Genomic DNA, 25,814 nt, shown 5'->3' on the forward strand with positions numbered 1-25,814 from the left:
GCGTGTAGCCCTTCGGCTTCACCGTCGTGAGGCGGAACCGCCCCTGCGGATCGGTGCGGAAGCGTCCGCGCAGATTGAATTCCGGCTGCCTATCAGGTTCCTGGTTCTCGTAGAGACCCTCGGCATTGGCCTGCCAGATCTCGACCATCGCATCGCCGATCGCATCGCCGTCGAGCGCGACGATCCGGCCCGCAACCTCCAGCGGCTCGCCCTTGTGATCGCGCGAGATGTTCGCGCCGAGCGGCATCTCCGGCACGTCGGCCCGGTAGAAAGGGCCGGCCAGGGTGTTTGGGGTCGCCCCAACAGGACGCGGGCTGTTCTGATCCTCGATCAGCGAAGACACGCCCAGGACGTCGGCGAACAGCACCCATTCCTGGCGCCGCGCATCGGCGTAGTGGCCAACCTCGGTCAGAAAATCGATCGCCTGCCGGAATTCCTCGCCGGAGGGCCGCAACTCGACGATCAGCGCGTGCAAACCGTCGACGGCTGCCTGCGCCGCCGCCGCCAGGCGGGACTGGCCCATTGCCGTCAGGCGCCGTGAGAATTCCTCGGCCTGCGTCGAGATCGCCTTGGGGAATTCATCTCGCTTAGGGTCGTGCTGGCCGTGCATTCCGCCGGGGCCTCCCTTCCCCTTGCCAAGCGGGATAGCACGGCCCGACGCGATGCTTGATGAGATGTGGCGTCCCTTGTATAGCGTTTTGCTATGAAGCTGAACGAGCGCCACCTCATGCAGCTCGCCGCGGTGCTGGATGCAGGCGGCGTGTCGGAAGGAGCCGCTATGCTGGGCCTGACCCAGCCGGCAGTCAGTCGATCGGTGGCCATGCTGGAGGCACGGGTTGGCGAGCCGCTTTTCCTCAAGGGTCGCCGGCCGCTGCAGGCGACACCGCTCGGCTTCCAGCTGGCGGCGCAGGGCCGCACGATGATCACCGCGTCGCGCAAGGCGTCGGATGCGGTGCAGGGCTTCATGAAAGGCACCAAGGGCGTCGTCCGTGTCGGCGGTGTGCCTTTCTTCATGGATGCGATGATCAGCCGGATGATCGGAGAATTCCAGAAGCTCGAGCCCGAGGTCACCGTCCAGCAAAGCTACATGAACCTGCCCGAGATGGTCGCGGCGCTGGAGAGCAACCAGATCGATCTTGGGATCGTGCCGATCGGCGTGCTCGACCTGGGACCCGGCTTCGAATTCACGGAAATCCTGCCCGGACGCAACGTCGTGGCTTGCCGGCCCGACCATCCCCTGCTGCGAAATCGCCGCCTCAGGGCGCATGACCTGACCAGCTTTCCCTGGGTAGCCCCCCTACCCGGCTCTCCGCTGATGTCGGACCTGCAGATGATCCTGATGAGCATCGGCATGTCGGACCTCAACGTCCGCTATTCGGGAGGCTCGCTGATGAGCGTGATCAACTTCCTTGCCGAAACCGATGCGCTGGCGGTGCTGCCATTCTCCGTGGTCTTCGCGCAGCGCAAGGAAAACCGGGTGACGGTGCTACCCTATGAAATTCCGCAGCCCAGCCGCTCGCTTGGAATCCTGCGCCGGGTCAGCGGGCCACGCTCGCCCGCGGCAGAGCGCTTCGCCGGCCACGTCACGACCGCCTTCGAGAATCTAAAGCACATCATCAAACGGCACGAGAATGCCGTCGTCTGGGGACGGTAATCCGGCCTCGCTATTCGAATGATGCGGTGGCGTCACATAACGCGCATGTTTCCTCCAGCCGGAGGCGCTTCATCCCCGCGTCGCCGGTTAGGCTCGACGGCCGCCCGCCCCCAAAAGCCGTCGGGCCGCCAGAAATCTCGACATCCTATTGGCTCGCCCTCCTCCACCTCGCCATCACTGCGTAAACGCCTTGGACATCTGATCCACAAAGGGTTTCAACAGATAGGACCAGACATTGCGTTCATCGGTGCGGATATGAACCTCGGCGGGCATACCTGGCCTCAGCACCTTCGCTTCGGTCAGGCAGTTCGATTTGCTTTCAACCTTGATACGCGCCGAGAAATAGGAAAGCTGACGTTGCGGATCTTTAATCAGATCTGCCGAGATGTGTTTCACTGACCCCTGGCAGACCGGAGTGGTTCCCACGTCGAACGCCGGAAAACGGATCGATACCGGCTGCCCCGGGCGGACGTCGTCGACCCGCGACGGCGGGATCAGCGCGTCCACCACAAGATCATCGGCATCAGGTACAATGGTCATGAGCATCTCGCCAGGCGCGATAACGCCGCCGACGGTATGGACAGCCGATTCCTGTATCGTTCCGGACTGCGGCGCGCGGATCGTTGTCTTGGTCAATTCATCCTGCGCCACAATCCTCCGTTCGTTGAGTTCGGTCTGCTTGGCTTCCGTCTCGCGGAGTTCGGTCGTCACGTCAGTGCGCCTTTGGTCATCCAGTTGCAGCATCTGCAACCCCGTTTCGCTGATGCGCGCCTGCGCTTCAGCTACTGCTGCAGCGAGGCGCCCCGATTCTCCCCTGGCCCGGGTGGCATCCAGCTTGATGTTGCTTAGCCTCTCCTTGGAGACGAGTTTTTTGGCGTAGAGGGAATCAACGTCCGCGAAATCCTTGTTCAGCAGAGCAACCGATTCATCCACCGCGCTCTGTTGCGCCTTAAGGCCGTCGATCTGACGTTCAAGTTGCTGGGATTGGCTTCTCAACTGTGCCTTCTGTCCAGCCAAAGCCGAAGCGCGCGTTTCAAAGAGGGCGCGCTCGCCATTGACGAGCGCAGCCAGCTCCGGTTGGTTCTTTCGCGCCTTCAGGTCGACCGGCAGTTGCATTTCCGCCAGGCCCGTTCGCTCCGCCTCCAGCCGAGCGAGGCGGACGGTCGCGCGATCGAGATCCTCGCTGATGATTTGCAGGTTCGCGCGAGTCAGCGTGTCATCCAGCCTGACCAACACGTCGCCGGCTCGCACATGATCTCCGTCCTGCGCGAAAATCCCGCCCACTGTGCCTCCGGTTTGATGCTGGACCTTCTTGACGTTGGTTTCCACCACCACGGTGGCTGGTGCAACCACAGCGCCGGCGATCTTGGTCAATCCCAGCCATAGACCGCCGCCAACAACCAGCAGACCGGTAATCGCCAAGCCGAATATCAGGTTGGCCCGTATACCGTCCGACAGATCCGGCGAGCTCACGGCAGGCCGTTTGCTGCCACGAAGGGTCCGAGCATACGATGAGAAGGCGACGAATGTTTCAAGCAGAGCTTCATGCATGCCCGGCAACACCCGGTATCGGCGCCAAAGAAGATGGCCGAGGTGAAACAGGCGGTGAAGGTCGGAGCACGTTCGCCAAGACCTGCTCGCGCGAGCCAAAGGCATGAACCGTTCCATTCGACATAACCAGTACCTGATCGATGTTGGCGAGTGCCGAAGGACGATGCGCAACGACAATGACGATGCCTCCGCGCTGACGCACTGCCCGTATGGCGCCGGCCAGGGCAGCGTCCCCGTCCACGTCGAGGTTCGAGTTCGGTTCGTCGAGCACGACAAGAAACGGCTCGCCATAAAGTGCTCGGGCGAGACCCACGAGTTGCCTCTGCCCTGCCGACAGGGCCGCTCCGCCCTCGCCGATGCGGGTCTGAAATCCCTGGGGGAGTTGCATTATCATTTTCTCGACGCCGGCTGCTCTTGCCGCCGCAAGGACGCCTTTTGGATCCGTCTTGCCTCGGAACCTCGAAATGTTGTCTGCTACCGTGCCGTCAAACAACTCCACATCCTGCGGCATGTAGCCGATATGGGCGCCGAGTTGTTCAGAGTTCCATTGATCGAGAGAGGCGCCGTCCAATCTCACCGAGCCATGGAGCGGCTTCCACACCCCGACCAACGAACGCACCAAAGTTGTCTTGCCGGAACCGCTTGGGCCGATTACGGCCATCCCAGCGCCTCTCGACAGATGGAAGCTCACATTGACCACGGTTGGCTTTGGCAAGCCGGGCGGCGCAATGGTCAATTGCTCGACCGCAAACCGCGCCTGCGGCCGAGGCAACTCCATTGGCTCGTCCTGGCGGCCGAATGCCGCCATGACCGCTGCCAGCTCGGAATAGCTGCGCCGGGCCGACAGAAAGCCTCTCCAGTTTGCGATCGCAGCATCGACCGGGGCCAAGGCGCGGCCAAGCAAAATGGAAGATGCGATGATCACCCCAGGTGAAGCCTCGCCGCCGATCACCAGGTAAGCGCCGAGACCGAGAACACAGGACTGCAACGCCATCCGCAGGGCCTTCGACAGCGAACTGGCGCCACCAACGACGTCCGAGAGACGTTCCTGCTGGGCGAGATAGGTTCTGCTGACGTCGCTCCAGCGTCGAGCCAGTCGACCAGAAAGCCCCATTGCGTGAACGACTTCGGCGTTGCGGCGGCCGGAATCGGCAAGCGCCCGCTGCGACAGCAGCTCCTCCGAGGCACGCGCGGCGGGGCCTCGACTAAACACTTCCGCAATCGCTGTCAGGAGGACCACGGCGATCGCACCGACCGTCGCCAGCAGGCCGAGCGAAGGATGGAGCAAATAAATGATCAGCAGATAAAAGGGGATCCACGGGGCGTCGAAGATAACCGTCGGTCCCGTTCCGGAAAGAAAGCCGCGCAGTCGGTCGAGATCGTGCAAAGGCTGCAGACGGTCCGCATCACGCCCTGCCTTGAGCGGCAGGGACAGGGAGATGGAGAACACCTTTTGCTGCAGATTCCTATAGAGACGGCTGCCGATGCGGACCAACACGCGAAGCCGCACGAAATCCAGAAGCCCATAGACGGCATACAGGCCCAGCATTCCGATCGTGAACCCCACCAGGGTGGGAACACTCTGCGACGGCAGAACGCGATCATAGATCTGCAGCATGTAGACCGAACCGGTCAGAGCGAGAATGTTTATCACTGCCGAGAACAGCGCCACGCCAAGCAGCCCAGGCATGCAGGCGAGAATGGCGGAACGGAGCTCGGGAGAACCGGCCCCCGATGTTTTCATGACCAGCGGTCGTTCGCGCGACACTGCCGCGCCGTTACTTCCGTAAGTTGTAATGGCTCAAACCTTTCTTAGTGCGCATAGCAGCCGCTATCCGTCGCCCCCCTTATTACGCTCTGCTTACATACGTCGACTTTGAGGAAAATGCAGCGGATTCGTGGCCTGAACCAGCGAAACGCGACCGCCGACGTCTCCCTGTCTGGGGATAACTTCCCGAAAGATGACGATTTTCGCTAAAGGAAATGGTCAGAACGGAGCTGGCAAAAGAGGCGTATGTCCTTGCTCCCAAACACTTTCAAAGGTGCCACGCTCGGCTGAGCAAAATACCTGCTACTGAGTAACAACTTAGATCAATCAAACATTCTATCCCGCTGTGTTTCGTATTTGATTTCATCCTAATGTAGCAATCACCTAAGCAGACGCGGGGCATAAATCGAATCAACCAAAGGATCATTGGATGACACTCCATTATGCGTCCGGTGGATCAGCCACCGAAGTCGCAACCGCCGGGTTCAACCTGGTCGATGTTCAATATCTCTCGCAGGTCAATGCTTTGCCGGACGGCATGAAAGGCCTCGTCTATCTCAGCGCCCACGACGGCGTCACCTCCTCTTTCATCGAACAAGTTACGCCCTTTCTCAACAATCCCAAGGTGTTCGGGTTCTTCCTGATGGACGAGCCAGATCCCACCGGCAGATGGGGCACATATGCAAGTGCCGAAACCCTGAAGGCGGAGTCGGACTGGATCCATTCCCATTTTCCAGGCGCCAAGACGTTCATCACCATGATGAATATGGGCTCTCCAACAAACCCGGATTTTTCCAACACGTATAATCCGGCAAATACCGGCATCGACTACTATGGGTTGGACCCCTACCCGGTGCGCGATGACGTGAGCACGGTCGACTACAACATGATCGACAGGGCCGTGGCTGCGGCCGTCAAGTCCGGCATCCCCATCGACAAAATCATTCCGGTCTACCAGACTTTTGGCGGTGGCAACTGGACGACCGACACGGGCGGGAAGCATCAGATGCCGACGCCGGACCAGATGCAAACGATGATAGATCATTGGGCAGCACTGGTTCCGTCGCCTGCCTTCGATTATGCCTATGCCTGGGGCTCGCAGAACGGAGACACAGCTCTGGAGAATTCGCCGGAGTTGCAGGCTTTGTTCCAACAGCACAATCTCCAAAGCACCGGTGGCTCGGCCGCCCCCCCAGTAACCGATCCGATCGATACCACGACCCCGCCTCCAACCGACGTCGCCGCCCCTGCTCCGGCCACGCCTCCGACAGACGCCGCCGCTCCAGTTCCGGCCGCGCCGGCCCCGTCGGACAGCGATCATGTCTTCCATGGCACGCGCGGCGCAGACGTTTTTCACGCGACCACGGGCAATGACAAATACTTTGTCAACAACGCTCGTGACAAGGTGATGGAAGCGCCAGGCGGCGGCACTGACAAGGTCATGGCCTCGGTCAGCTACGCTCTTTCGGCGGGCTCACATATCGAGCAGCTCTCCACTGCTAGCTCTGGGGGCAGGACGGCCATCAACCTGACCGGCAATGAATTCGGCCAAGCCATCTACGGGAATGGCGGCGCCAACAAGATCAATGGTGGCGGTGGCGCCGACAAGATGACCGGATATGGTGGCAATGACACCTACTCCGTCGACAATGCTCACGACAAGGTGGTGGAGCAGAAGGGCAGCGGCATCGATAAAGTCCTCGCCTCTGTGAGTTTCGCCCTATCGGCTGGCTCGCACATCGAACAACTCGCGACCAGCAAGGCGTCCAGCAAGGCCGCGATCGACCTGACGGGCAATGAGTTCGCTCAAACCGTCAAAGGCAACGCCGGCGCCAACAAGATCGACGGCGGCGGTGGAGCCGATACTTTGACCGGTGGCCGCGGCAGTGATGCCTTCGTGTTCAGTACCGCCCTTGGTGCTGGAAATGTCGACAGGATCACTGATTTCAACAAAGCCCAGGACAAGATCCACCTCGATCATTCCATCTTTGCCGGTCTCGATCAGGGGGGCCTCTCGTCGGACGCTTTCTTTGCCGGCAAAGCCCCGCATGACAGTTCCGATCACATTGTCTACAACAGTTCGACGGGAGCTCTTTCTTTCGACAGCGACGGCATCGGAGGCGCAAACCAGATCCATTTCGCGAGCCTCTCTCCGCATCTGTCGATTACCGCATCGTCTTTCCTGGTCACCTGAACCAGCCCAGCGAAGAAATGCTTTAAGAAGTCGGCGAGGCCGCTGGGCCTCGCCGACAGATGTTCCGGATGAGTGGACCAACAGCTGACGTGCCGGTTCCGTCCTGAAGACCGGCCACGCAGGCCGAGGGCCGACTTGACGGCCCAGCGCAACCACGCGTCAAAGATTTTTTGCCATCAGCGAACCGCGGAGCTCAGGCACCGCGCCGCCGCAATTGGACACTCGAAAACCTTGGACAACCAAGGTGATGCAGACCAGCCACCCCTACCGGCTCAGGCAAGCACCGCGCTCATCCCGCAAGACACGAGTTGCATGAACGCTCCGGCAATCGCGAGGGAATCTCGCCTCGCTGGTCGCTACCCTTCCAAACATCCCTTGTGTCATTCAAACGGACGAGGACAGGCACCTGGTGTCCCCCTAGCGTGCACTCGGGCGGCATGCGCTCAGAGGTGATGAAACCGGGCCATGGCAGCATCGAGAGCCAATCGGCCATGTGCGCTTGGGAGAGGCAGATGAACCCGCACCTGGTCTGCGTGGGAGGCGAGGATCACGCCTTGAGAGTTCCCTTCCTCATCGCGCTGCGAGAGAAAGGCTTTCGCGTTACGGCGGTCTCGAGCGGTTCTCCCGTACCGTTTCTTCGGCATGACATTTCGCATCACAGGTTCTCCTTCGACCGCTTTGCAAGCGGAGGCGGGGAATGGCGCACCCTCCGAACGATGCGCCGCTTGATGCAGGAGCTTCAGCCTGACATCATCCAGAGCTTCGACACCAAGCCAAATCTGTTGACGCCCCTTTCGGTACGGGGAACTGTTCCGGTCATTCGCACCATCAACGGACTGGGGTGGACGTTCTCATCGCTGGAGCCTCGAGCCCTGGCCTTGCGTCCGGTCTATTGCGCACTGCAATGGCTTGCGTCTTCCTGGACGGCATCGACCGTATTCCAAAATCGCGACGACCAACTGTTCTTCGAGCGCTTTCGGCTGATCGGCCGCGGAACTTCGCGACTGATACGCAGTTCCGGAATCGATGTCGATGCGTTCGCAACGGTGCGCCATCTCGGGTCCTCAGCAACGAAGATGCGAAAGGACCTCGGCCTTCAGTCCGCCGAAGTGGTGATCTTCGTCGGCCGTTTGACGCGCCAGAAAGGCGTGGCGACCCTTCTCAATGCGATCCCTCGCATCCTGTCCGCAAGGCCCGCGGCGCGGTTTGTGCTCGTCGGCCCACGAGAATCCGAGGGCTCATTCGCAATCGACAAATCGGAGCTCGATCGGCATGCACCTCATGTGCTGGCCTTGGGTCCACGACGCGATGTCGCCGATCTCCTTGGCATGTCCGATGTATTCGCCTTTCCCACTCAGTATCGCGAGGGGGTTCCGCGTGTATTGCTGGAGGCGGGGCTGGCGGGACTACCCATCGTGGCCTCAAGGATGCCAGGCTGCAGCGACGTCGTCGAAGACGGATGGAATGGCTACCTGGTTGCGCCGCATGATGCCGATGCCCTCGCCTCGCGAACGATAGACTTGCTGTCCGACCGCGCGGCGGCCAAGGCGATGGGCGCCCGTTCTGTTGAACTTGTCCGGAGGCAATTTGCCCTGCCACTGGTGGTCGACCAGTACTGCGATCTTTACGACAACACACTCCGCGCGGGGCACATGCGACCGCTCCCTGCCGTTGGGCTTGGAGGCGGCCTCGCAAATCACCGAGGCGGGGCACATCAATGATCCGGGACGCCTTGCTCGCCCTGGGAGTTGCGATGTCTTATGCGACGCAACTGGGCGTTCCGGGATTGCCGCTCGGCTATGGCGAATTGTTCATCGCGATCTGGATCGTTCTGGCGATTGGACGAATACTCGCCGGCGGTCGTCTCCAGATCACACCCGCTTTTGTCCAACTGGCGAGCTTCTGGCTGATCTTGTCGCTGGCTTTGGGAATCGGCACGATCGTCGGCTACCTGACCACCGTCCTTTACCTGACCGGGCTGGTACATGACGTTATGGCCTATGTGTTGCTGGCAAGCTTCACATGCTTGGCGGCCGCGGAGCCCGACGCCGATCGTCACCTTCGCCGCAGTGCGTGGTGGGTGATCGCCATCGCCAATGGGAGCTTCGTAATTCAGCTGGGACTGGCATTTGGGGTAGCCCACCAGTCCGGCGTCGATCCCTGGTTCTGGGACAGGTTCCGTGGCTGGTCCGAGAACCCGAACCAACTTGCGCTCTATTGCGCGCTTTTTGGCCCACTGGCTTTGCATCTTGCTACGACCACCCGCAACCCATGGGCTCGTTTGCTTGCATTCTCATGCTTGCTCCTGACCTTCTATGTCGGCCGGCTGACGAAGAGCGACACCTATCTCTACACCAGCATCCTGAGCTGCCTCATCTTTATCGGATTGCGGCTTCGTGCATGGATAGCAACGAGTGGCCGCGCCAGCATGCCCCGCATGGCGGCAATTCTGCTGTTGGCGGGTTCCTTGCCTCTAGCGCTTGCAATGACGCCGTACGCGCTCACCGAAGAGACCAGCGTCGCCAATTTTGCCAAGAGCCTTACCAAAGACGAAGGCGGGGAACGGACCGTCGAAACGTTCGAACTCCGGCTTTATCTGTGGCAGGAGGCTGTGGAAAAAGGATTGAAATCCGGGTCCCTGGGACTGGGCCCTGGGCCCCACCTCGAGCGGCCTCCCGTCGCCGACCGTCAATTTCTGCAGCGGCCTTTCGAGGCCCATAACACCGTTCTCGACCTTTACCTGCAGGGCGGATTGCTTGCCGTGATGGCGTTGGTCTGGATCGTGGGAGCCGCCATGTCCTTCGCCTGGCGAGGAGGATTCGACGCCCTGCTGGTGCTTGGTGTCTCGACGACAATCTTCAGCATGCCTCACCTGATCATCCGCCATCCAATCGTGTGGTTTTCTCTGGCTTTCTGCCTCGTCGCCGGAAATCCGACCGCACTTCGGCGGCAGCTTGCTGAACCGAGGGTGTCCTAATGTGTGGGATCGCGGGAATTCTATTGGCTTCCGACGCCGCGGACATAAAGCCGCTCGGAGCGATCGGGCGGATGACTGCATCGCTGCGTCACCGGGGGCCGGACGGCGAGGGGCTCTGGATCGACCGCGAAGCTGGAATCGCACTGGGCCACAGGCGGTTGGCAATTGTCGATCTGTCAGCCGCCGGGCACCAGCCGATGCATTCCGCCAGCGGTCGGTACGTGATCACCTTCAACGGTGAGATATACAATTTTCGCGATTTGCGTTGCGAACTCGAGAGTGCGGGCCAAACCTTTCAAGGCGCCAGCGACACCGAAGTGATGCTGTGCGCAATCGAGCATTGGGGGCTTGAGGCCGCCCTCAATCGCTTTGCCGGGATGTTCGTCTTCGCATTGTGGGATCTCAAGACAAGAACCCTGCATCTGGCCCGCGACAGAATGGGCAAAAAGCCCCTCTATGTCGCATCGATCCGAGATGCGCTGGTTTTCGCCTCTGAGCTGAAGGCGATCAATTGCTTTCCGGGCTTTTCTCCCGACCTTGATCTTGATGCCGCCGCGGCAATGCTTTCGACGGGATGGGTGCCGGACCATCGCTGCATCTGGCGAAGCGTATTCAAACTGCCGCCTGGTTCTGTCCTTTCCGTCACGGCGGCGACTTTTGCCGAAGACCGCAGCGCGGACCGTCTTTCCCGATGCGTTCACCGCTGGTGGTCGCTGGCTGACGTCGCTGCCGATGGGCGACGGAACCCCGTCATCGGCACGGACGAAGACCTCATTGACGAACTGGACAACCGGCTTCGGCTGGCTGTGCGGGAACGCATGATCGCCGACGTCCCTTTGGGCGGCTTCCTGTCGGGGGGCATCGACAGCTCAGCCGTGATCGCCTTGATGCAGGCCCAATCCTGCAAGCCGGTTCGCAGCTTCACGATCTCATTCGCGGAGGGCGGCTATGATGAAGCTCCATACGCAGCGGCCATTGCCCGTCATCTGGGTACCGACCACTCCGAACTTCACCTCTCGCCAAGCGCCGCACGTGACGTCATTCCCGAGTTGCCCCAGGCCTGGGATGAACCTTTCGCCGATGAATCACAAATACCGACCTTGCTCGTTGCCAGGCTCGCTCGTCAGCACGTCACCGTAGCGCTGTCGGGCGACGGCGGTGACGAATGCTTCGCAGGATACGGGCGCCACTTTATGGCGGAGCGGCTGAAACGGCACCTACGCCTGCCCCGACAACTGCGCCGAACCTTGGCGGCAGGAGCAGGTTTTTTCGCACGCGCCGGACGTGACGATGTCGTTGGCAAACTGCCGCTCTCTGCGAGCGCGAGGCATTTTATCCGGAGCGACCGAATGGAACGCCTCGCCCGGCTGCTCACGGCATCGAATGAAGACGAATTGTTTCAGCGGCTGGCGCGGCCACAGGCTGAAAACCTGGGATCTCAGCGGCCGACCGAACCAGCCTACGGCTACGGCGATCCGCCGCTTGACGACCTGCTCTCCCGTCTTCTCTACGATGACATGGCGGGCTACTTGCCTGGCGACATCTTGGTGAAGCTGGACCGTGCCACCATGGCCAACAGCCTTGAGGGTCGGTGTCCTCTCCTTGACCACCGCGTTGTCGAATTCTCCTGGCGGCTGCCATCCAACATGAAAGTTCGTGATGGCGCCGGCAAATGGATCCTTCGCCAATTGCTACGCCGCTATCTCCCGCAGCCCCTGATCGAGCGTCCGAAACAAGGCTTCGATGTCCCTATCGCTGGATGGCTGCGGGGTCCGCTGCGCAACTGGGCCACCGATCTTCTCGCCGACATGCGAACCGAAAGCAGTGACGTATTGGACACCGCGAAGATCGACGCCTGCTGGCGCGATCACATTGATGGCCAGAACCGCTCCCGCGAATTGTGGTCCGCGTTGATGTTCCAGGCCTGGCGGAGCAAGGCCAATCGGCAAGCACAGCAAACCGGCCCAACTCATGAACTCGACCTGGCAGGAGTGTAAGATGGTAGGTTCCGCAATCAGCCCGATCCAGCTGCCACGGGTCAATCAACTGCCAGCACCGGTTCTCGAAGGCAGAGTGCACGTGCGGTCATTGCGTGAATATGTCGAGCCGCCCACCGCGTCGCGCCAACTCTTCGTGATTTTGGCAAGGAGAAAATGGTCTATTATTGCTTTCGCTGTGTTGGGCGGCTTGTTGGCGGGGTTGCTGGGAAGCCTTCGACCAGTTCTCTACGAGTCAACAACCCAGCTTATCGTCGACGCCCCCTCGCGCGGTTCACTGCCCGTCGGCGCCCCGTCTTCGCAGGACCTGGTTGATTCAAGCATAGATGACCACATCACGATGCTATCGTCGCAAGATCACCTGCGCCGCGTCATGGCGGCACTGCGCAAGACAGGTGCGGCGGAAACCGGACAGGACAATTCCGCTAGCAGGAATTCCCGGCTTGAACCGTCTGCCACCCCTCCCCCAAGGACACGCTCACTTGCCGACGGTCTACTGGACCGGCTGTGGCCAGGGGCGGACCAGGCAGCCAACAGTCCACAAGCCGAGGATGCCTCCGAGTTGAGAGCTTTGCGGCGAGGCATGCGGGTCGGGCAGGAGCTGCGATCGAGAGTGATCTCCGTCGCTTTCGCCGATGACAGCCCCGCGCGGGCGGCGCTCGTGGCCAACACATTCGCTCAAGTTTATGTCGACACCCTAACGAAGAAAAGGCAGGCATCCGACCAGCAAGAGCTCGATGCAATCACCGCCAGTCTGCCCGGGCTGCAAAATGATCTGCAGGCAGCGGCTGACCGCCTTGAGAAATATCGGCTGAGTCACGGAGCCATCGACCAAGGCTCGGCGGACAATGCAGCCAGGGAACGGGCCGACCTCAGCCAGCAATTGTCGATGTCAAAGGCGGATCTCGCCGCCGTGGAATCTCGGCTACGGTACGTCCAGCAGCTTCGAGAGCAAGGGGCCTCTCTCATCGCCCTGGCCGAAGCTATTGGCGCGCCTGAACTTGCCGACCTTGCGGCTCGACAGGCTCTCGCGCCGGCAGACGAGGAACTCAGAACCACGACGCAAAGCAAGATCGAACAAGGCGTCGACAAGATTGCTGCCGATGCAAACATTTTCCGTGCCCAGATCGCCGCTCTTGAGAGCCGAAAGAACATCCTGGATGCGGTCATGGCCGACACCGCCAGCCGGCTTTCCGGTTTGCGGGCTCTCGAGCCGCAGGTCAGCCTGCTGACCCAGCGATATAACGAACTCCTGGGTCGACAACAGGATTTGACGCGGCGTATCGGAGTTCCCTCGGCTGGAATTTCGATCCTGTCTGCGGCTTGGCCGCCGACTATCCCGCAGACATTGCCAGCCATCTTCCTTGTTCCCCCCGGGATGATCCTATTCGCTATCCTTGGGGCGATGTACGTCACGATGCGCAATCATTTTGACCGGACTTTCCGTGGCGAGGCCGAGGCGGAAGCGGTGCTCAAGGTTCCATGTATGGGGCAGATCCCCGAAGCATGCGGAATGCATGCCAAACAACTGCGAAACCTCGTGCTGGGGGAGCGCAGGTCCGCATATAGCCGCGCCGTGACGTCGTTGCTGATCGCCGCGGCACCAAATGCGCTAAGGGCTCGTTCGTCGTACACGGCGCTTGTCACCTCCAGCGTGCCGCAGGATGGCGGGACCGAGCTCGCGTGGAGCCTGGCGCTCGCCGGCACGCGACTGGGCGGTCGAGTCCTGTTGGTCGATCTTGAACGCAAGGGCGTTCAGCTCACGCTCGAGTTCCTGCACCAGTTCAGCGAGCGCAAGAACCGCCATTCCTTCGCTGACTACGTTTGCAATCGCTGCGACCTGGAAGGTGCCGTTGCCAGGCTGCATGAAATCGGGATCGACGTAATGACCGCCGCTCCGTCGGACGACCTGCTGGCGCTGCTATCGTGCGAGGACGGAGGCAAAGTGATGGCGGATCTGCACGCGACCTATCGCATCGTGATCATAAACCTGCCGTCGGCGCTGGGGCGGCCGGAAGCCAAATTTCTGCCAGGATGGGCGGACGTGGTTCTTTTCGCCATCCGGTGGAGGAAAACGCCACGCACCCTCGCTCGCGGGGTGCTGGAACTCCTTCAGGGCAACGGTTCTCTTGCGATACCTGTCGGCAGTGTCCTCACGCGCGTGAATCTGAAGAAACATGCCGGATATCGGCTCGAGGACAGCGCTGACCTCTTGCGCGAGCAAATAGCATGACGGCCACAGGCTCGTCCTTAGGCTACGAACGATCCGGGGGCGGTTCATCCAGGGAGCGGCCAGGACGATTCACGGTGCAGCCTGTCAGCAGAGCGCGTCATTCAGGTGAATGATGGCAAGGTCCGGTGTGCATCGTAGGCTCCGGCAATCCCCGATATTTGCCTCCCTCGGAAGCGCGAACCGATGGCACCAAGCGACCTTCTGAGACCCAAGACGGTTCCTGCGGCCGGCACAGCCATCATCGTTGTTCGGCCGAGCCCGATCGGCTCGATTATTCGTGCGGCAAGCGGAGTGTCGGCAATGGCGATTGTCGGCCAGCTCACCCTTCTTGCTGCAATCCCGGTTTTGGCGCGGCTCTATTCGCCGGCCGATTTCGGCGTCTTTACGATTTACCTGTCGATCGTGAATATACTCGCCGGGGTCGCGGCATTGCGCTTCGAGGCTTCGCTCTATGGGGTCAAGGGGAGCGCGCAGGCCTATGTGACGGTCAAGCTTATTCTCTTGGCTGTGTTCGTGACGACCGTCCTGGCCTTTTCGGCCGGACAGATGCTGTCGAACCTTGCTCCCGATCGCCTCGGCTCGCTCGCCTGGCTCATTCCGATTGGAATGGGAGGCGCAGGTCTGGTCGAAGCCATGAACTGCTGGAGTCTGCGTGCCGGGCTTTTGCGCGATTTTGCTCTCGGGCGCCTGATCCTGCCGGCGAGCATGGCTGCAATGCAATTGGCTTTCGGCATCGCCAACCTCGGCGGCGAAGCCATGATCCATGCGCATATTCTGAGCCAGTTCGTCTTCATCGGGCTGATCGGCTGTCGGGTGATGAGTTGGGAGGATTTGCGTGGCATCGCCTGGGCACCTTGGCGTGCGGTGCTGGAAAAGGCTCGGCGGGAATACAAATTTCCTCTGTTCGATATTCCCGCAACGCTCGCGAGCATAGCAATCAACAATCTTCCAGCAGTCCTTGTCGGCGGGCTGTTCGGCACCGCATTTGCCGGATATTTGGGCGTGGCCGCGCGGCTGGTCACCGGTCCGGTGACGCTGATCGCCACACCGCTCAGCAATGTTTTTGTCGCCGAAGCAAACCGGAACAGCAATCGTGGACACCTGCTTGGTGTGGCGCGCGGGCTTCTCCTGCTGGCCGCCGCCTTTACCGCGGTGCCGATCTTGCTGCTCGGCCTCGCCGCGCCTTATGTGGTCGTTCCGCTTCTGGGCGAGCCTTGGATGCCCACTGCGGAAATCATGACCGCACTGGCGCTGATGGGCGCGGCACAGGCGTTGTCGACTCCGCTCAGCGACGTTCCCGCTCTGTTACGGCGGCAAGGAACAAGACTGGTCATCGACCTCGCACGGGCGGTTCTCGTGTTTGGCCCGCTGCTCGCCGGCGCCCAGGCGGGCTGGCAGCCAGTCACCGTCATCTATTTCATGGCCGCCGGCGGCGCGTCGGGTTTCGCTCTGAAAATGGCAGCATCACTGTACCTGTTGACCCACGACCCTCAACCAGCAGGCGCTGCAACGTGCGTCCAACATGAATGTCTCGAGGAAAAAACACCATGAATTCGTCGTCGATTGACAACCTTCAAGCGGCAGTTGCGGTCACCCAGCATGACCGGGCCGATGTCTCATGGTCACGCCCTTTCATCTCGGTCGGGATACCAACCTTTCGTCGACCGGATACGATCCGCAGGGCGATCGACAGCGTCTTGGGCCAGGATTACTCCGATTGGGAGTTGGTCGTGAGCGACGACGAGGGACCGGAGGGCGAGACCTGGGCTATCGTGACCGACTACGCACGGAGCGAACCTCGCATCCGCATTATCGAAAACAGTCGAGGTCGCGGTCAGGTGGAGAACACCAACAACGCTATGCTGGCTTGCTCCGGACGATGGATCAAGTTGCTGCATGACGATGACTGGCTTGCGCCAGGTGCACTCAGGACATTCGCCGAAGTTGCCAAACAGTACCCCTCAGTCGCCTTCATGACGTCAGCGGCAAACATAATCGAGGACAAGCGAGTGCGATTTCGCCAAGTCCCCAAGGAGCAGGAACCGATCTCGCTTTATTCCAGCCAGCAGTGCCTGATGGACCTCTATCTGGTGCGTGCGACACGCTGCCTGGGGATTATTCCATCCACATTGTTGATCAACAGCGACGTCATTCGTGCCGGCTGCTTGATGCGCACGCACAAAGAGATTCCGGCCGGAGTGGATCAACTGTTCTTCGTCGATCTAGCCAGCCATGGGGACATGGTGGCGATAAGCGATCCGCTTACCTTTTACGATGCGACGAACCATCCAAGCATTACAACGTCAAAGAGTTTCCGCGAGGTCGACGAAGTGACCCTCGCCGTCAAGCAGCTTAACTGGAATCTCATCAAGGACCGCAACCATCTCCCGCCTCCCGAGACATTGCTGCGGGCATTGCGGGTTGCTCGTATTCCCATGAGGTTCCACCAGCAGTCCTGGTTGACCACGTTCCTGGACGGGATTCAGATCTTCCGGCCTTCCGTCATGAAGGTGGCGGGCTGGCACGTGCTTAACCACGTGTTTGCAATCCGCCCAAGATTGGGCCGGGTGCGCACACGACGGCGGTAGGGTGAGTCTGGCGGACAAGCACGCCGGCAACAGATTGCGCGCGCACAAGCCTGTTGCGCGCGCGCATGGTACGGCCGTTATCTCACGGCAGGACGCATATGCGCCCAAGAAGAGCTACCAGTTCCGCCTGGCGCCGAGTTTCGGTCTTGGCGAACAGCGACGCCAGCTGTGACCTTATCGTGGTCCGGCTCAAGCGCCGCTTGCGGGCTATCTCCAAAGGGGCATCGCCCTGCGCCAAGCGCAGCGCGAGTTGCGTTTCGGCACTCGTCAGACCAAACATTCTTTGCAGCGTCTGGGGATTTGGCCCGGACCTGTTTTCACGATCCAGCAGCGCCACGATACTCGTCGCGTCAGGCGTTGCTATGCCCTTCTCGTTCAAAACCAAGGGCCTGTCGCCCATGCCGCGGATCACCACCCATGAAAGCGTGCCGGGAAGAAAATTCCCCGGCACGTTTGCGATCAGCCGCCTCAGAGCAACCGACACCTTGCCGGCCGTATCAGCTGCCTCGCCCTCGCGCTCCAAGGTGTTTTGAGCGGCTGAATTCCACTCCATGACCTTCCTGTCGCTGTTCAGGATCAGATAGCCACACCCGATGCGATCAAGCATTCCCACAACAGATGCAAGGCTGCTCTGCTTTGGCTCGACGGCCACGCCGTCGAACCTTTGTGGTGCTTGGTGCCAGGCGGAACCATGGCCACCCTGCGTTCTCAAGGCCGAGACGGGCTTTCCCCCGAAACCTCCATATTGGCGACCAAGAACTCCATCATCTTGCCTACCAACCAATGCCATTTTCTTACCTCCCGCAAAACGGCAACGCCCCCTAGTCAAAAGGAGGTGCCTTAAACATGTCAGTCAGGTCGCTTGGAGAGTTGCGGTCAGATCCGCCCCCGACATCGGACAAAATGCGCGCTACAATCCCGGGGAACAATCCTGCGGTCGGACTAGTCTGTACGCTTTTCGGTCTAATCTCGACGGACTAGTCAGAAGGTTCTAATCTGGCACATGCGTTTGCATTCGCTCAGTTTGCACCCGAACAGCTCAAGCAAGTTGCTAACCCACCTTGCCTCGATGTCGCTCCTGATCGCGACACTTGCAGTGGAGACAGCGCTGCCGGCGTCTCTGGCATACGACATCAGCTTTTTTGAGTTTGTTCCCACCATTATTGCCATCTCATATCTCGAAGATCGCCTGGTCGCCCTTGCGGCAACGTTTGTGATGGCGGCTGTCGGCTTGTTGGCGCGGGATATCCTGAACAATCCAATTGACGTCGAGGTTTGGATTAGGGCCATTCTGCTGCTGGTTGCAGGCGGGATGATCGCCCTGACTTTCCACCGGCAGAGGCAGGACTACCGCACCCTTTTGCAGGTTGCAGAGGCCAGACTCGTGGCCTTGGAGGCAACCGAAAACAGCTATCGCTGGGCATTCGAACGTGCCGCCATTGGCTTTGCCAACATGAGCGAGAACGGAGAGTTGCAACGGTCCAACAAACGTCTTTGTGAGATGACAGGGTATGTCGAGGAGGAGCTTTCGAGTCTGCCGCTCAGGGCACTCGTCCATCCTGACGACAACCACACTTTGGCGGAAGCGTTGACTAGCCTCAAAGACACGACTTCTTTCGGCTCGGAGATCCGTCTCCTGAGAAAGGATGGCACGGTTTTGTGGACAAGATTGGCGCTGTCTTTGGCCGTGCCAGCCGATGCTCTCCCTCAAAGCATCTTTGTAATGGTGGACGATATATCTGGAGAGCGAACCGCCCGCGAGGCACTCCAGGCTCAAAAGGAATGGTTGGACCTAGCACTGTCGTCCAGCCGATTGGGAACGTGGCGTATAGATTTCGAGAGTGGGTCCGTGAATGGCTCAGCCGCGTTCTGGGAAATGATGGGACTGGCACCCGCGCCGAGCCGTCCATTGCAGGAATTGGCCGCGGTCGTTCACCCGGCCGACTTGCCTAATCTGGCGGCCCCGGGAGAACTTGCATCAGGCGCCAACTATGATGCGGAGATCCGCATCAGGCGAGCTGGCGGGCATATCCGCTGGATTGCTCTTCGGGGCCGGGACGAATTGCGCGACGGTCGTGCACAGCGAATAGGAGTCGCCGCGGATCTCACCGATCGACGCATAACCATTCTGCTGCGGGCTGCGGCGAAGAAGCGAGAGCGGGCCATGCTTGAACAGCGCCATAGGCTCAACAATCTGTTTCCGGTGATCACGGCGCTTGTAAATATGGTCGGTGCCCCCGACAACGATATTGCCCGTTACAAGCAGACACTGATCGAAAAAATCGGCGCACTCCAGGCGACGCATCTGCTTCTTTCACGCGATGGCAGCCTGTCGGCTTCCCTCCGTGACCTCATTGCTCAGGAATTGCAGCCCTATATGGGGACGCACAACATTTCGATCAGTGGACCCGAAGTAAAAATGGCAGAGGGTTCGGCTGAGAGCTTCGCAATGATCGTTCACGAACTTACGACCAATTCCGTGAAGCATGGGGCTCTCGGCACTCCGGCAGGCCGGATCGAGGTCGTGTGGCAATTCGCAGCCCAAGAGCCCGGCGCCGACATAGTGTTTGAATGGTCGGAATCGGGAGAGCGCCGGGTCTCCACCTCGGCTCGGCGTGGCTTTGGGTCGTTGATTATTGGAGCTGACGGTGAACCTATCGTGGGCCACTCTTCCAAGCTTGAGATGCTGGATCACGGACTGAAATATTCGGTCCGGCTGCCGCCAAGAGCAATCGGCGCTAGTTGACGTCTCTGGCGGCCCATGTCTTCAGCAGAACCGCGGCCTCTGTCCGATTTCGTGCCCCAAGTTCGCGCAGGACGGCGGCGGCATGAATCTTCGTCGTCGCTTCTGCAATTTCAAGAGAGCGGGCAATCTCTTTGTTCGAGTAGCCTTCGGCCATCAACCTGAGGACTTCCTTCTGTCTGGACGTAAGCCTGCCCAGATTGTTGACGCTGGTGTTCCTGTGGGGCATTTGCGTGGGAGCCGCGGATGGAAGGCGTACCGACTCCTTGGGCCTTTGTGAAAGAAGTGCCGGAACGTAAATACGGCCGGCCAGGATTTCGTTCACCGCCAGGACCACCTCCTCGTCCGTTTGGGATTTTACGATATAGCCATGAAGCCCAATCGAAAGGGCAGTTAGAATCTCGGCGCGTGAATCCGTCCCCGAAACAATTGCAAACCGTGTGTCGGGATGAGCCGGTAAGACGTCGCGAAGATCATCCTGACCCGACAGTCCCGGCATGTTCAGGTCGAGGATGGCGAGATCGACGGGCGCCCGATCTTCAAGCAGGCTTAAGACGGTATCAAAACACGCCGCTTCGAATATTTCCAAGTCTGGCATGCCGGCCATCAATGCCAGTCGCAGCCCACGACGATACAGGCCGTGATCGTCGGCGATGATAATACGATACATGAACCACCCACCTTTTGGCAGCCCCGCATGTGTCCCTAGCTGCCGAAACCTCCGTCTGGATGGACCGTACGGTGACCCAACACAGATCAGCCGCCCGCTGATCCCCCGTATGTCGACGCTCGCCGCCGCCCATCCGCATATTTCAACTTTCTAATATAGCTTACACTCGCACGCATTTCAGGGCCAGATATTGAACTGTTTTTTTCGTACGAATGGTAGCGATGCCCTTCCGAGAAGGTCGTTACCGGCGCCGGACATGCGCAGAGCAGTTGCCAGTCGAGCGGCTACAGCTCCCCAGCGCTGATTGATCGCCCTGCCGCGCCATGCCCTGCCGGCTGGAATATTGAAATCAAAAGGCCGGGAAAGTGCCATTCAAATGCACGACGACGCCTTCTCGGGCGCCACTTACCATCGCTGCACTCCGGAGAGGCGAAGCCAACACTGGCGTACCTTCCGGCCGGGTGGGCTGGACCCATCACACCGCGACAGTCGTATCAACAGGAGGACGAGATGAAAGCGGTCATTCAGTGCGGTGGAATGGGAACACGCCTTCGGCCTTTCACATCCATCTTGCCCAAGCCTCTCATGCCGATCGGTGCTCGACCGGTTCTTGAATTGCTTTTGAAGTGGCTGCGACGGAACGGCATTCAGGATGTCTACGTCACGACCGGCTATCTGGGGCACTTGATCCGCACCGTATGCGGAGACGGATCACAGTGGAATCTAAGGATACGCTATACCCAGGAGCTGGAACCTCTCGGCACTATTGGCCCGCTCTCCCTGATCAGGGAGGAACTGGACGAGCCGTTCATTGTTCTCAATGGGGACGTACTTACCGATCTCAGTCTCAGCCGGTTTGTGGCGTCACACCGCACTCATACGGATCCAGTCACCATAGCCACAGCTTCCCGCATCATCAAGATGGACTTCGGCGTCATCGACGAGGTCGGCAACACTGTTAAAGTATTCCGCGAGAAACCGACGCTGACTCATCTGGTAAGTATGGGAATATATTGCATGAATCCAGATGTTTTCCGTTTTATACCTGACGGCATCGCCTTCGGATTCGACGACCTCATGCTGCAGATGATGCAAAACGGCACGAATGTGCACGTCTACAAACATGACGGGCTTTGGCTGGATATCGGACGCGTTGAAGATTTTCAAAACGCACAAACGATTGCCTGGGAAGAGCAGTCCGCATCGATCGAGGTCTCGGCAGCGGCCGCTTGAGGGCTGAACGCCCTGCCGCGCCAACATGAGGAGGTCGTAATGCTCTTGGTCAGCGCTCCTATTCTTGGCTTTCCGGAAAAGGCAGCCCTGGCCAAAGTTGTCGACAGTGGGTGGCTGACGATGGGGGACCAGGTAAGAGCCTTTGAAGAGGCCTTCGCAGCCGTGCATGATGCGGTCGATTGCGTCGCCGTCAGCTCTTGCACCGCCGCCCTGCATCTCATTCTCCATGGACTTGGGATCGGCCCCGGAGACGAAGTGCTGGTTCCCTCGCTGACCTTCGTGGCGACCGCGAATGCAGTGCTGTACGTAGGAGCAACACCGGTATTCGTCGACATAGAGTCGGCCGAAGTGCCACTGATGTCCCTAAGCGACGCGGAAGCCAAGTGCACCGGACGTACCAAGGCTGTCATTCTCGTCCACTTTGCCGGCTATCTTGCCGACCGGGAAGAATGGCAGAGATTTGCCCGTGTGCGAGGACTGCATATCGTCGAGGATGCCGCGCATGCTCCCGGCCTTAAGGAGGTGGGGACTTACGGTGCGGCCGCGGCCTTCAGCTTCTACGGCAACAAGAACATGACCACCGCGGAAGGTGGAGCCGTTATCGCCCGGGATGCACAGCTCCGTGAAGCGATCCGCCAGGCTCGCGGACATGGGATGACCAGTGGCACACATCAGCGGCTGAACAGCCGCACGCCGCAATACGACGTGACGATGCTCGGTTTCAATTATCGCATGGACGAATTGCGCGCCGCTATTGGCTTGGTCCAACTTCAAAATCTGCAGGAATGGAATGAAATCCGGCGCATATTGGTCGTCCTCTATCGGCGTCTGATCGCAGATTACTGCTCGGCTGTGACAGTCCCGTTCGGCAAACCGCGGACCTCGGCCTACCACATCATGCCTGTCCTCCTGCCGCATGACGTCGACCGGCAAACGGTGATCGACCATCTGCGAACGAAGGGGATACAGACCACAATCCACTATACGCCCGTGCACCAGATGACGCTTTATCGCCAAATGTTCACAGAAATCCATCTGCCGAAGACCGAGGACTTCGCGCAGCGGGAATTGACGATTCCACTACACCCGCAAATTACGGCAAGTGCGATCGAGTCGGTGGTTGTCGCATTAGCCACGGCGATTGAAAGCAGCGGGCGTGCGGGAGCTGCGGCATGAACGCACTCGACGTGACCATGCATCGGCCCGCCGTAGCTGGCACCAGCCACGGAATTGCCAGACGCGCGATGGACATCATCCTCGCTGCAGCAGCGGGAATGGTACTCGCTCCACTGATGCTCCTGATTGCCGTTGCGCTCTTTGTCGAAGGTGGTTGGCCGGTGTTTTTCGTACAGACGCGCCTGGGCGCCGGCGCAAAACCGTTTCGCATGTACAAGTTCCGCAAATTCAAGACGACAGCCGATCCTTTCGGCCTTGCGCTGACCATGAACGATGACAGCCGCATGACGCGGGTAGGCCGTTTTCTCGCGGCAACGAAACTTGATGAACTGCCCCAACTGTGGAACGTTTTCACGGGGGACATGGCAATTGTCGGGCCGCGGCCGGAAAGCCTTGCCTTCGCCGATTGTTTCCGCGGCGGCAATGAAGCTGTCCTACAGTGGAAGCCTGGCCTGCTCGGCCCAACGCAGGTTCTCTTCCGTCACGAAGCCTGTTTTTACCCGCCCTCCCTTGATCCGCTCCTGTTTTATCGAGAGGTCCTGTTCCCGGCCAAGGCAACGATCGACCTCGCCTACTATCCGCGGCGCACGATTGCATCGGACCTCGTCTGGATAATGCGGGGCTTCAGGGCGGTTTTCGGCGTGTCCCTGCCTCCCGCGGCAAGTGGGTAGAGTTGGCAAGCGAGGAGTTTGGCATGAATGGATTGTTGTTCGTTCGCCAGTTTGACGGCTCACACGATCGAAGGAGTGCACGGTCGTGAACTATCGCGGCAGGAAGGTCCTGGTCACGGGTGCGGATGGATTTATCGGATCCCACCTCACGGAAGCGCTGGTGCGCGAAGGTGCCGATGTCACGGCACTGGCCCTCTACAACTCGTTCGACAGCCATGGCTGGCTGGATGATTTGCCCGACCACGTTCGAAGCCAGTTGCAATGCATTCGTGGCGATGTTCGTGACAGCGCGTTCATCAACCGGATCGTGCGCGGCCAGGCGGTGGTGTTTCATCTGGCTGCGCTGATTGCGATTCCCTATTCCTACGCTGCTGCCCAATCCTATGTGGAGACCAATGTGCTGGGCACCGTGAATGTCCTCGAAGCGGCACGCCACTGGGAAACCGAGCGCATTGTGCATACGTCCACGAGCGAGGTTTATGGCACCGCTCTGACCATGCCGATCCACGAATCCCACCCGTTGCAGGGACAGTCCCCCTACTCCGCATCCAAGATTGGCGCGGACATGATGGCGGCGTCTTATGCCAGGTCCTTCGATGTGCCGGTGGTCATCCTGCGACCGTTCAATACATACGGGCCGCGCCAGAGCGAGCGGGCCATCGTGCCGACCCTGATAAGGCAGGCTCTGGACGAGAACTGTCCGGCGATCATGGTCGGCGACACCAGCCCTATCCGCGACCTTACCTTTGTGGAAGACACTGCGGCGGCATTTGTGGCGGCAGGGGCCGCCAAGCTTGAATTTGGCCATGCCTACAATGCCGGCAGCCAGCGCGCCGTCAGTGTCTCGGACGTTTTGGAGTTGGTGCTCGAGTTGAGTGGCACCAGGAAACCGGTCCGTCGCGACGAAAGCCGGATGCGGCCGCAGAACTCCGAGGTTCGCGCGTTGCTCGCCGATTCCTCGAACCTTGAAAGTAAGGTCGGATGGCGGGCGCATACAAGCCTGCGTGACGGTCTGGAAAGAACCATCGAGTGGTGGCGTTCGCGCCTCAGCGAGGGCCGCGTCCGTCGCGAAATGAGCTATATGACATGACCTTTCCGCGGCTCATACCGGCTGTGCTGCTGATGGCCGCTCTGCTGGCGCTACATACAGCCGGAAACCGGCCGAGCGGTGCGGCAGGCACGGAGCCGGCAATGGATCTGCCCTCTTACCTGAAACCTGCAACCGATCCGGCGACAGGGATCAGCTTCACTCGGATCACCAAGCCCGGAGCTCTTGGCGGCGGAATTGTCTGCGGCAAAATATATTGCAGTCATCGGTACTCGAGCGCGCAAGCGTGGAATGCCGATCAGAGCCTCCTCGTCCTCATGAACGGCTGCAACGGCATGTGCTTCCTCGACGGGAAAAACTACGTTCCTTTGTTCCATCGCAACAAGCCGGGTGAGTGCGAATGGCACCCTCGAAACGCGGACCTGATGATTTGTGTCGATGATCAGAATATCTCGACCTGGGCGCCCCGCAGCAATCGTGAGGACATAGTTTTTGCCGCTGCGAAATATCGGGATCTCAAATTCGGCCCGTCCAAGGGAAATCCAAGTCGTGACGGCAGCCGCATTGCCGTACGCGCGACCCGCGATGATGGTGCTGCCGTCGCCTTCGCATATGATCTCGACCGGCGTCTGAAATACCCGGACATCAATCTCGCCCAGGTTGCCGGAACGACCAGTTCCTGCACCATTTCTCCGCTTGGAGAAAACATCCTGTGTTTCCAAAACCTGGCCGACGGCACCGAGCAGCGAGCCATTTTCGCAATCGACGGCACCTTGCGCCAGACGTGGAAGGACCATCATCGGCCCGGCCATGGCGATATGACTCTCGACGCGGACGGCAGCGAAATTTACGTCGGAATCAGCAAATCCAGCCCGGACAAGTATCAGGTGATCAAACGTCGGCTGTCCGATGGAAAGGTCACGTCGCTCATGAAGTTCGGCGAGGCCGAGCATGCGTCGCTGCGCGCCTTGGACCGGCCCGAATGGGCATTCATGAGTTACGGGGGCAATCCCGAGGAGGTTCGAAGCCAGCCGGACTGGGCTCCATACTCGCGCGAGGTGATCGCGCTGCGTGTCGACGGCAGTCGAGAGGCCCGACGGATCGTGCAGACGCGAAATGCTCCGTTCGATTATTGGAGCGAGACACACGCCTCCCCGTCCCCTGATGGGTCGCAAGTGATCTGGTCGAGCAATTGGGGGGTACCGGGCGGACCGGTCTACGAATTCGTCGCCCATCTCGATTGGCCGCCGCAGCCGGATCTGAATCAAAAGGAGATTGCCACCAATGGCCTTCGTTAGCCGAATTTCCTTT

At 59.9% G+C, this 25,814-nt stretch carries 19 protein-coding genes; 14 read left to right on the top strand and 5 right to left on the bottom strand.

From position 1 onward, the window contains the following. Positions 1-610 (bottom strand): dioxygenase (locus EOB49_RS22105; protein ID WP_127382225.1); only part of this gene is annotated, 610 nt, incomplete at its 3' end. A 93-nt stretch (positions 611-703) separates the two neighbouring features. Here EOB49_RS22105 and EOB49_RS22110 point away from each other — a divergent pair. Next, the gene (locus tag EOB49_RS22110; RefSeq protein WP_127382226.1) at positions 704-1,654 is read left to right on the top strand and encodes a LysR family transcriptional regulator; all 951 of its coding nucleotides are present in this window, start codon (positions 704-706) and stop codon (positions 1,652-1,654) included. 174 nt (positions 1,655-1,828) lie between these two features. Here EOB49_RS22110 and EOB49_RS22115 read toward each other — a convergent pair whose 3' ends face one another. Together EOB49_RS22115 and EOB49_RS22120 are read right to left on the bottom strand one after the other, a co-directional pair. Continuing rightward, positions 1,829-3,205 carry an HlyD family type I secretion periplasmic adaptor subunit gene (locus EOB49_RS22115; RefSeq protein ID WP_127382227.1) on the bottom strand — a complete coding sequence of 459 codons (1,377 nt, stop codon included), beginning with the start codon at positions 3,203-3,205 and terminating at the stop codon, positions 1,829-1,831. Further along, positions 3,198-4,949 (bottom strand): type I secretion system permease/ATPase, encoded by a 1,752-nt coding sequence (locus EOB49_RS22120; protein ID WP_164781761.1) that lies wholly within the window; start codon positions 4,947-4,949, stop codon positions 3,198-3,200. The genes EOB49_RS22115 and EOB49_RS22120 overlap by 8 nt, the downstream gene beginning before the upstream one ends. A 454-nt stretch (positions 4,950-5,403) precedes the next feature. Here EOB49_RS22120 and EOB49_RS22125 point away from each other — a divergent pair, with 454 nt between their 5' ends. The 7 genes from EOB49_RS22125 to EOB49_RS22155 all read left to right on the top strand — a co-directional run bounded on the left by EOB49_RS22125 (position 5,404) and on the right by EOB49_RS22155 (position 16,962). Continuing rightward, on the top strand, positions 5,404-7,167 hold the full coding sequence (locus EOB49_RS22125) for a calcium-binding protein (RefSeq protein WP_127382229.1): 1,764 nt from the start codon (positions 5,404-5,406) through the stop codon (positions 7,165-7,167). Positions 7,168-7,679: 512 nt separating this feature from the next. Next, positions 7,680-8,888 carry a glycosyltransferase family 4 protein gene (locus EOB49_RS22130; RefSeq protein ID WP_127382230.1) on the top strand — a complete coding sequence of 403 codons (1,209 nt, stop codon included), beginning with the start codon at positions 7,680-7,682 and terminating at the stop codon, positions 8,886-8,888. After that, positions 8,885-10,144, top strand: a complete 1,260-nt coding sequence (locus EOB49_RS22135) for an O-antigen ligase family protein (protein ID WP_127382231.1) — start codon at positions 8,885-8,887, stop codon at positions 10,142-10,144. The genes EOB49_RS22130 and EOB49_RS22135 overlap by 4 nt, the downstream gene beginning before the upstream one ends. Beyond that, positions 10,144-12,141 (top strand): asparagine synthase (glutamine-hydrolyzing), encoded by a 1,998-nt coding sequence (asnB, locus tag EOB49_RS22140; protein WP_127382232.1) that lies wholly within the window; start codon positions 10,144-10,146, stop codon positions 12,139-12,141. Before EOB49_RS22135 ends, asnB begins: the two co-directional genes overlap by 1 nt. 1 nt (position 12,142) lies before the next feature. Continuing rightward, the gene (locus EOB49_RS22145) at positions 12,143-14,374 is read left to right on the top strand and encodes an exopolysaccharide transport family protein (protein WP_127382233.1); all 2,232 of its coding nucleotides are present in this window, start codon (positions 12,143-12,145) and stop codon (positions 14,372-14,374) included. 183 nt (positions 14,375-14,557) lie between these two features. Beyond that, the gene (locus tag EOB49_RS22150) at positions 14,558-15,925 is read left to right on the top strand and encodes a lipopolysaccharide biosynthesis protein (RefSeq protein WP_127382234.1); all 1,368 of its coding nucleotides are present in this window, start codon (positions 14,558-14,560) and stop codon (positions 15,923-15,925) included. Further along, the gene (locus EOB49_RS22155) at positions 15,922-16,962 is read left to right on the top strand and encodes a glycosyltransferase family 2 protein (protein WP_127267494.1); all 1,041 of its coding nucleotides are present in this window, start codon (positions 15,922-15,924) and stop codon (positions 16,960-16,962) included. The genes EOB49_RS22150 and EOB49_RS22155 overlap by 4 nt, the downstream gene beginning before the upstream one ends. Before the next feature lie 82 nt (positions 16,963-17,044). Here the strand turns inward: EOB49_RS22155 and EOB49_RS22160 are convergent, their stop codons facing one another. Then, positions 17,045-17,752 carry a helix-turn-helix transcriptional regulator gene (locus EOB49_RS22160; protein WP_127267495.1) on the bottom strand — a complete coding sequence of 236 codons (708 nt, stop codon included), beginning with the start codon at positions 17,750-17,752 and terminating at the stop codon, positions 17,045-17,047. Between the two features lie 213 nt (positions 17,753-17,965). Here EOB49_RS22160 and EOB49_RS22165 point away from each other — a divergent pair, with 213 nt between their 5' ends. After that, on the top strand, positions 17,966-19,708 hold the full coding sequence (locus EOB49_RS22165; protein WP_127382235.1) for a PAS domain-containing protein: 1,743 nt from the start codon (positions 17,966-17,968) through the stop codon (positions 19,706-19,708). Here the strand turns inward: EOB49_RS22165 and EOB49_RS22170 are convergent. Next, positions 19,701-20,375: a response regulator transcription factor gene (locus tag EOB49_RS22170; protein ID WP_127382236.1), complete on the bottom strand. Its 675-nt coding sequence runs from the start codon at positions 20,373-20,375 to the stop codon at positions 19,701-19,703. The genes EOB49_RS22165 and EOB49_RS22170 overlap by 8 nt on opposite strands. A gap of 510 nt (positions 20,376-20,885) precedes the next feature. Between EOB49_RS22170 and EOB49_RS22175 the strand changes: the two genes are divergently transcribed. The 5 genes from EOB49_RS22175 to EOB49_RS22195 all read left to right on the top strand — a co-directional run bounded on the left by EOB49_RS22175 (position 20,886) and on the right by EOB49_RS22195 (position 25,801). Beyond that, positions 20,886-21,608, top strand: a complete 723-nt coding sequence (locus EOB49_RS22175) for a sugar phosphate nucleotidyltransferase (RefSeq protein WP_127320483.1) — start codon at positions 20,886-20,888, stop codon at positions 21,606-21,608. A 39-nt stretch (positions 21,609-21,647) separates the two neighbouring features. Beyond that, positions 21,648-22,784, top strand: coding sequence for a DegT/DnrJ/EryC1/StrS aminotransferase family protein (locus tag EOB49_RS22180; RefSeq protein ID WP_127382237.1), 1,137 nt, complete (start codon positions 21,648-21,650; stop codon positions 22,782-22,784). Then, complete coding sequence (locus EOB49_RS22185; protein ID WP_127267500.1) at positions 22,781-23,455, top strand: sugar transferase; 675 nt, start codon at positions 22,781-22,783, stop codon at positions 23,453-23,455. Before EOB49_RS22180 ends, EOB49_RS22185 begins: the two co-directional genes overlap by 4 nt. 85 nt (positions 23,456-23,540) lie before the next feature. After that, positions 23,541-24,545, top strand: a complete 1,005-nt coding sequence (locus tag EOB49_RS22190) for an SDR family NAD(P)-dependent oxidoreductase (RefSeq protein ID WP_127382238.1) — start codon at positions 23,541-23,543, stop codon at positions 24,543-24,545. Beyond that, complete coding sequence (locus EOB49_RS22195; RefSeq protein ID WP_127382239.1) at positions 24,542-25,801, top strand: hypothetical protein; 1,260 nt, start codon at positions 24,542-24,544, stop codon at positions 25,799-25,801. Before EOB49_RS22190 ends, EOB49_RS22195 begins: the two co-directional genes overlap by 4 nt. Positions 25,802-25,814: the final 13 nt, after the last annotated feature.

The organism is Mesorhizobium sp. M7A.F.Ca.MR.148.00.0.0 (genome assembly GCF_003997735.1).
Taxonomy (GTDB): Bacteria; Pseudomonadota; Alphaproteobacteria; order Rhizobiales; family Rhizobiaceae; genus Mesorhizobium.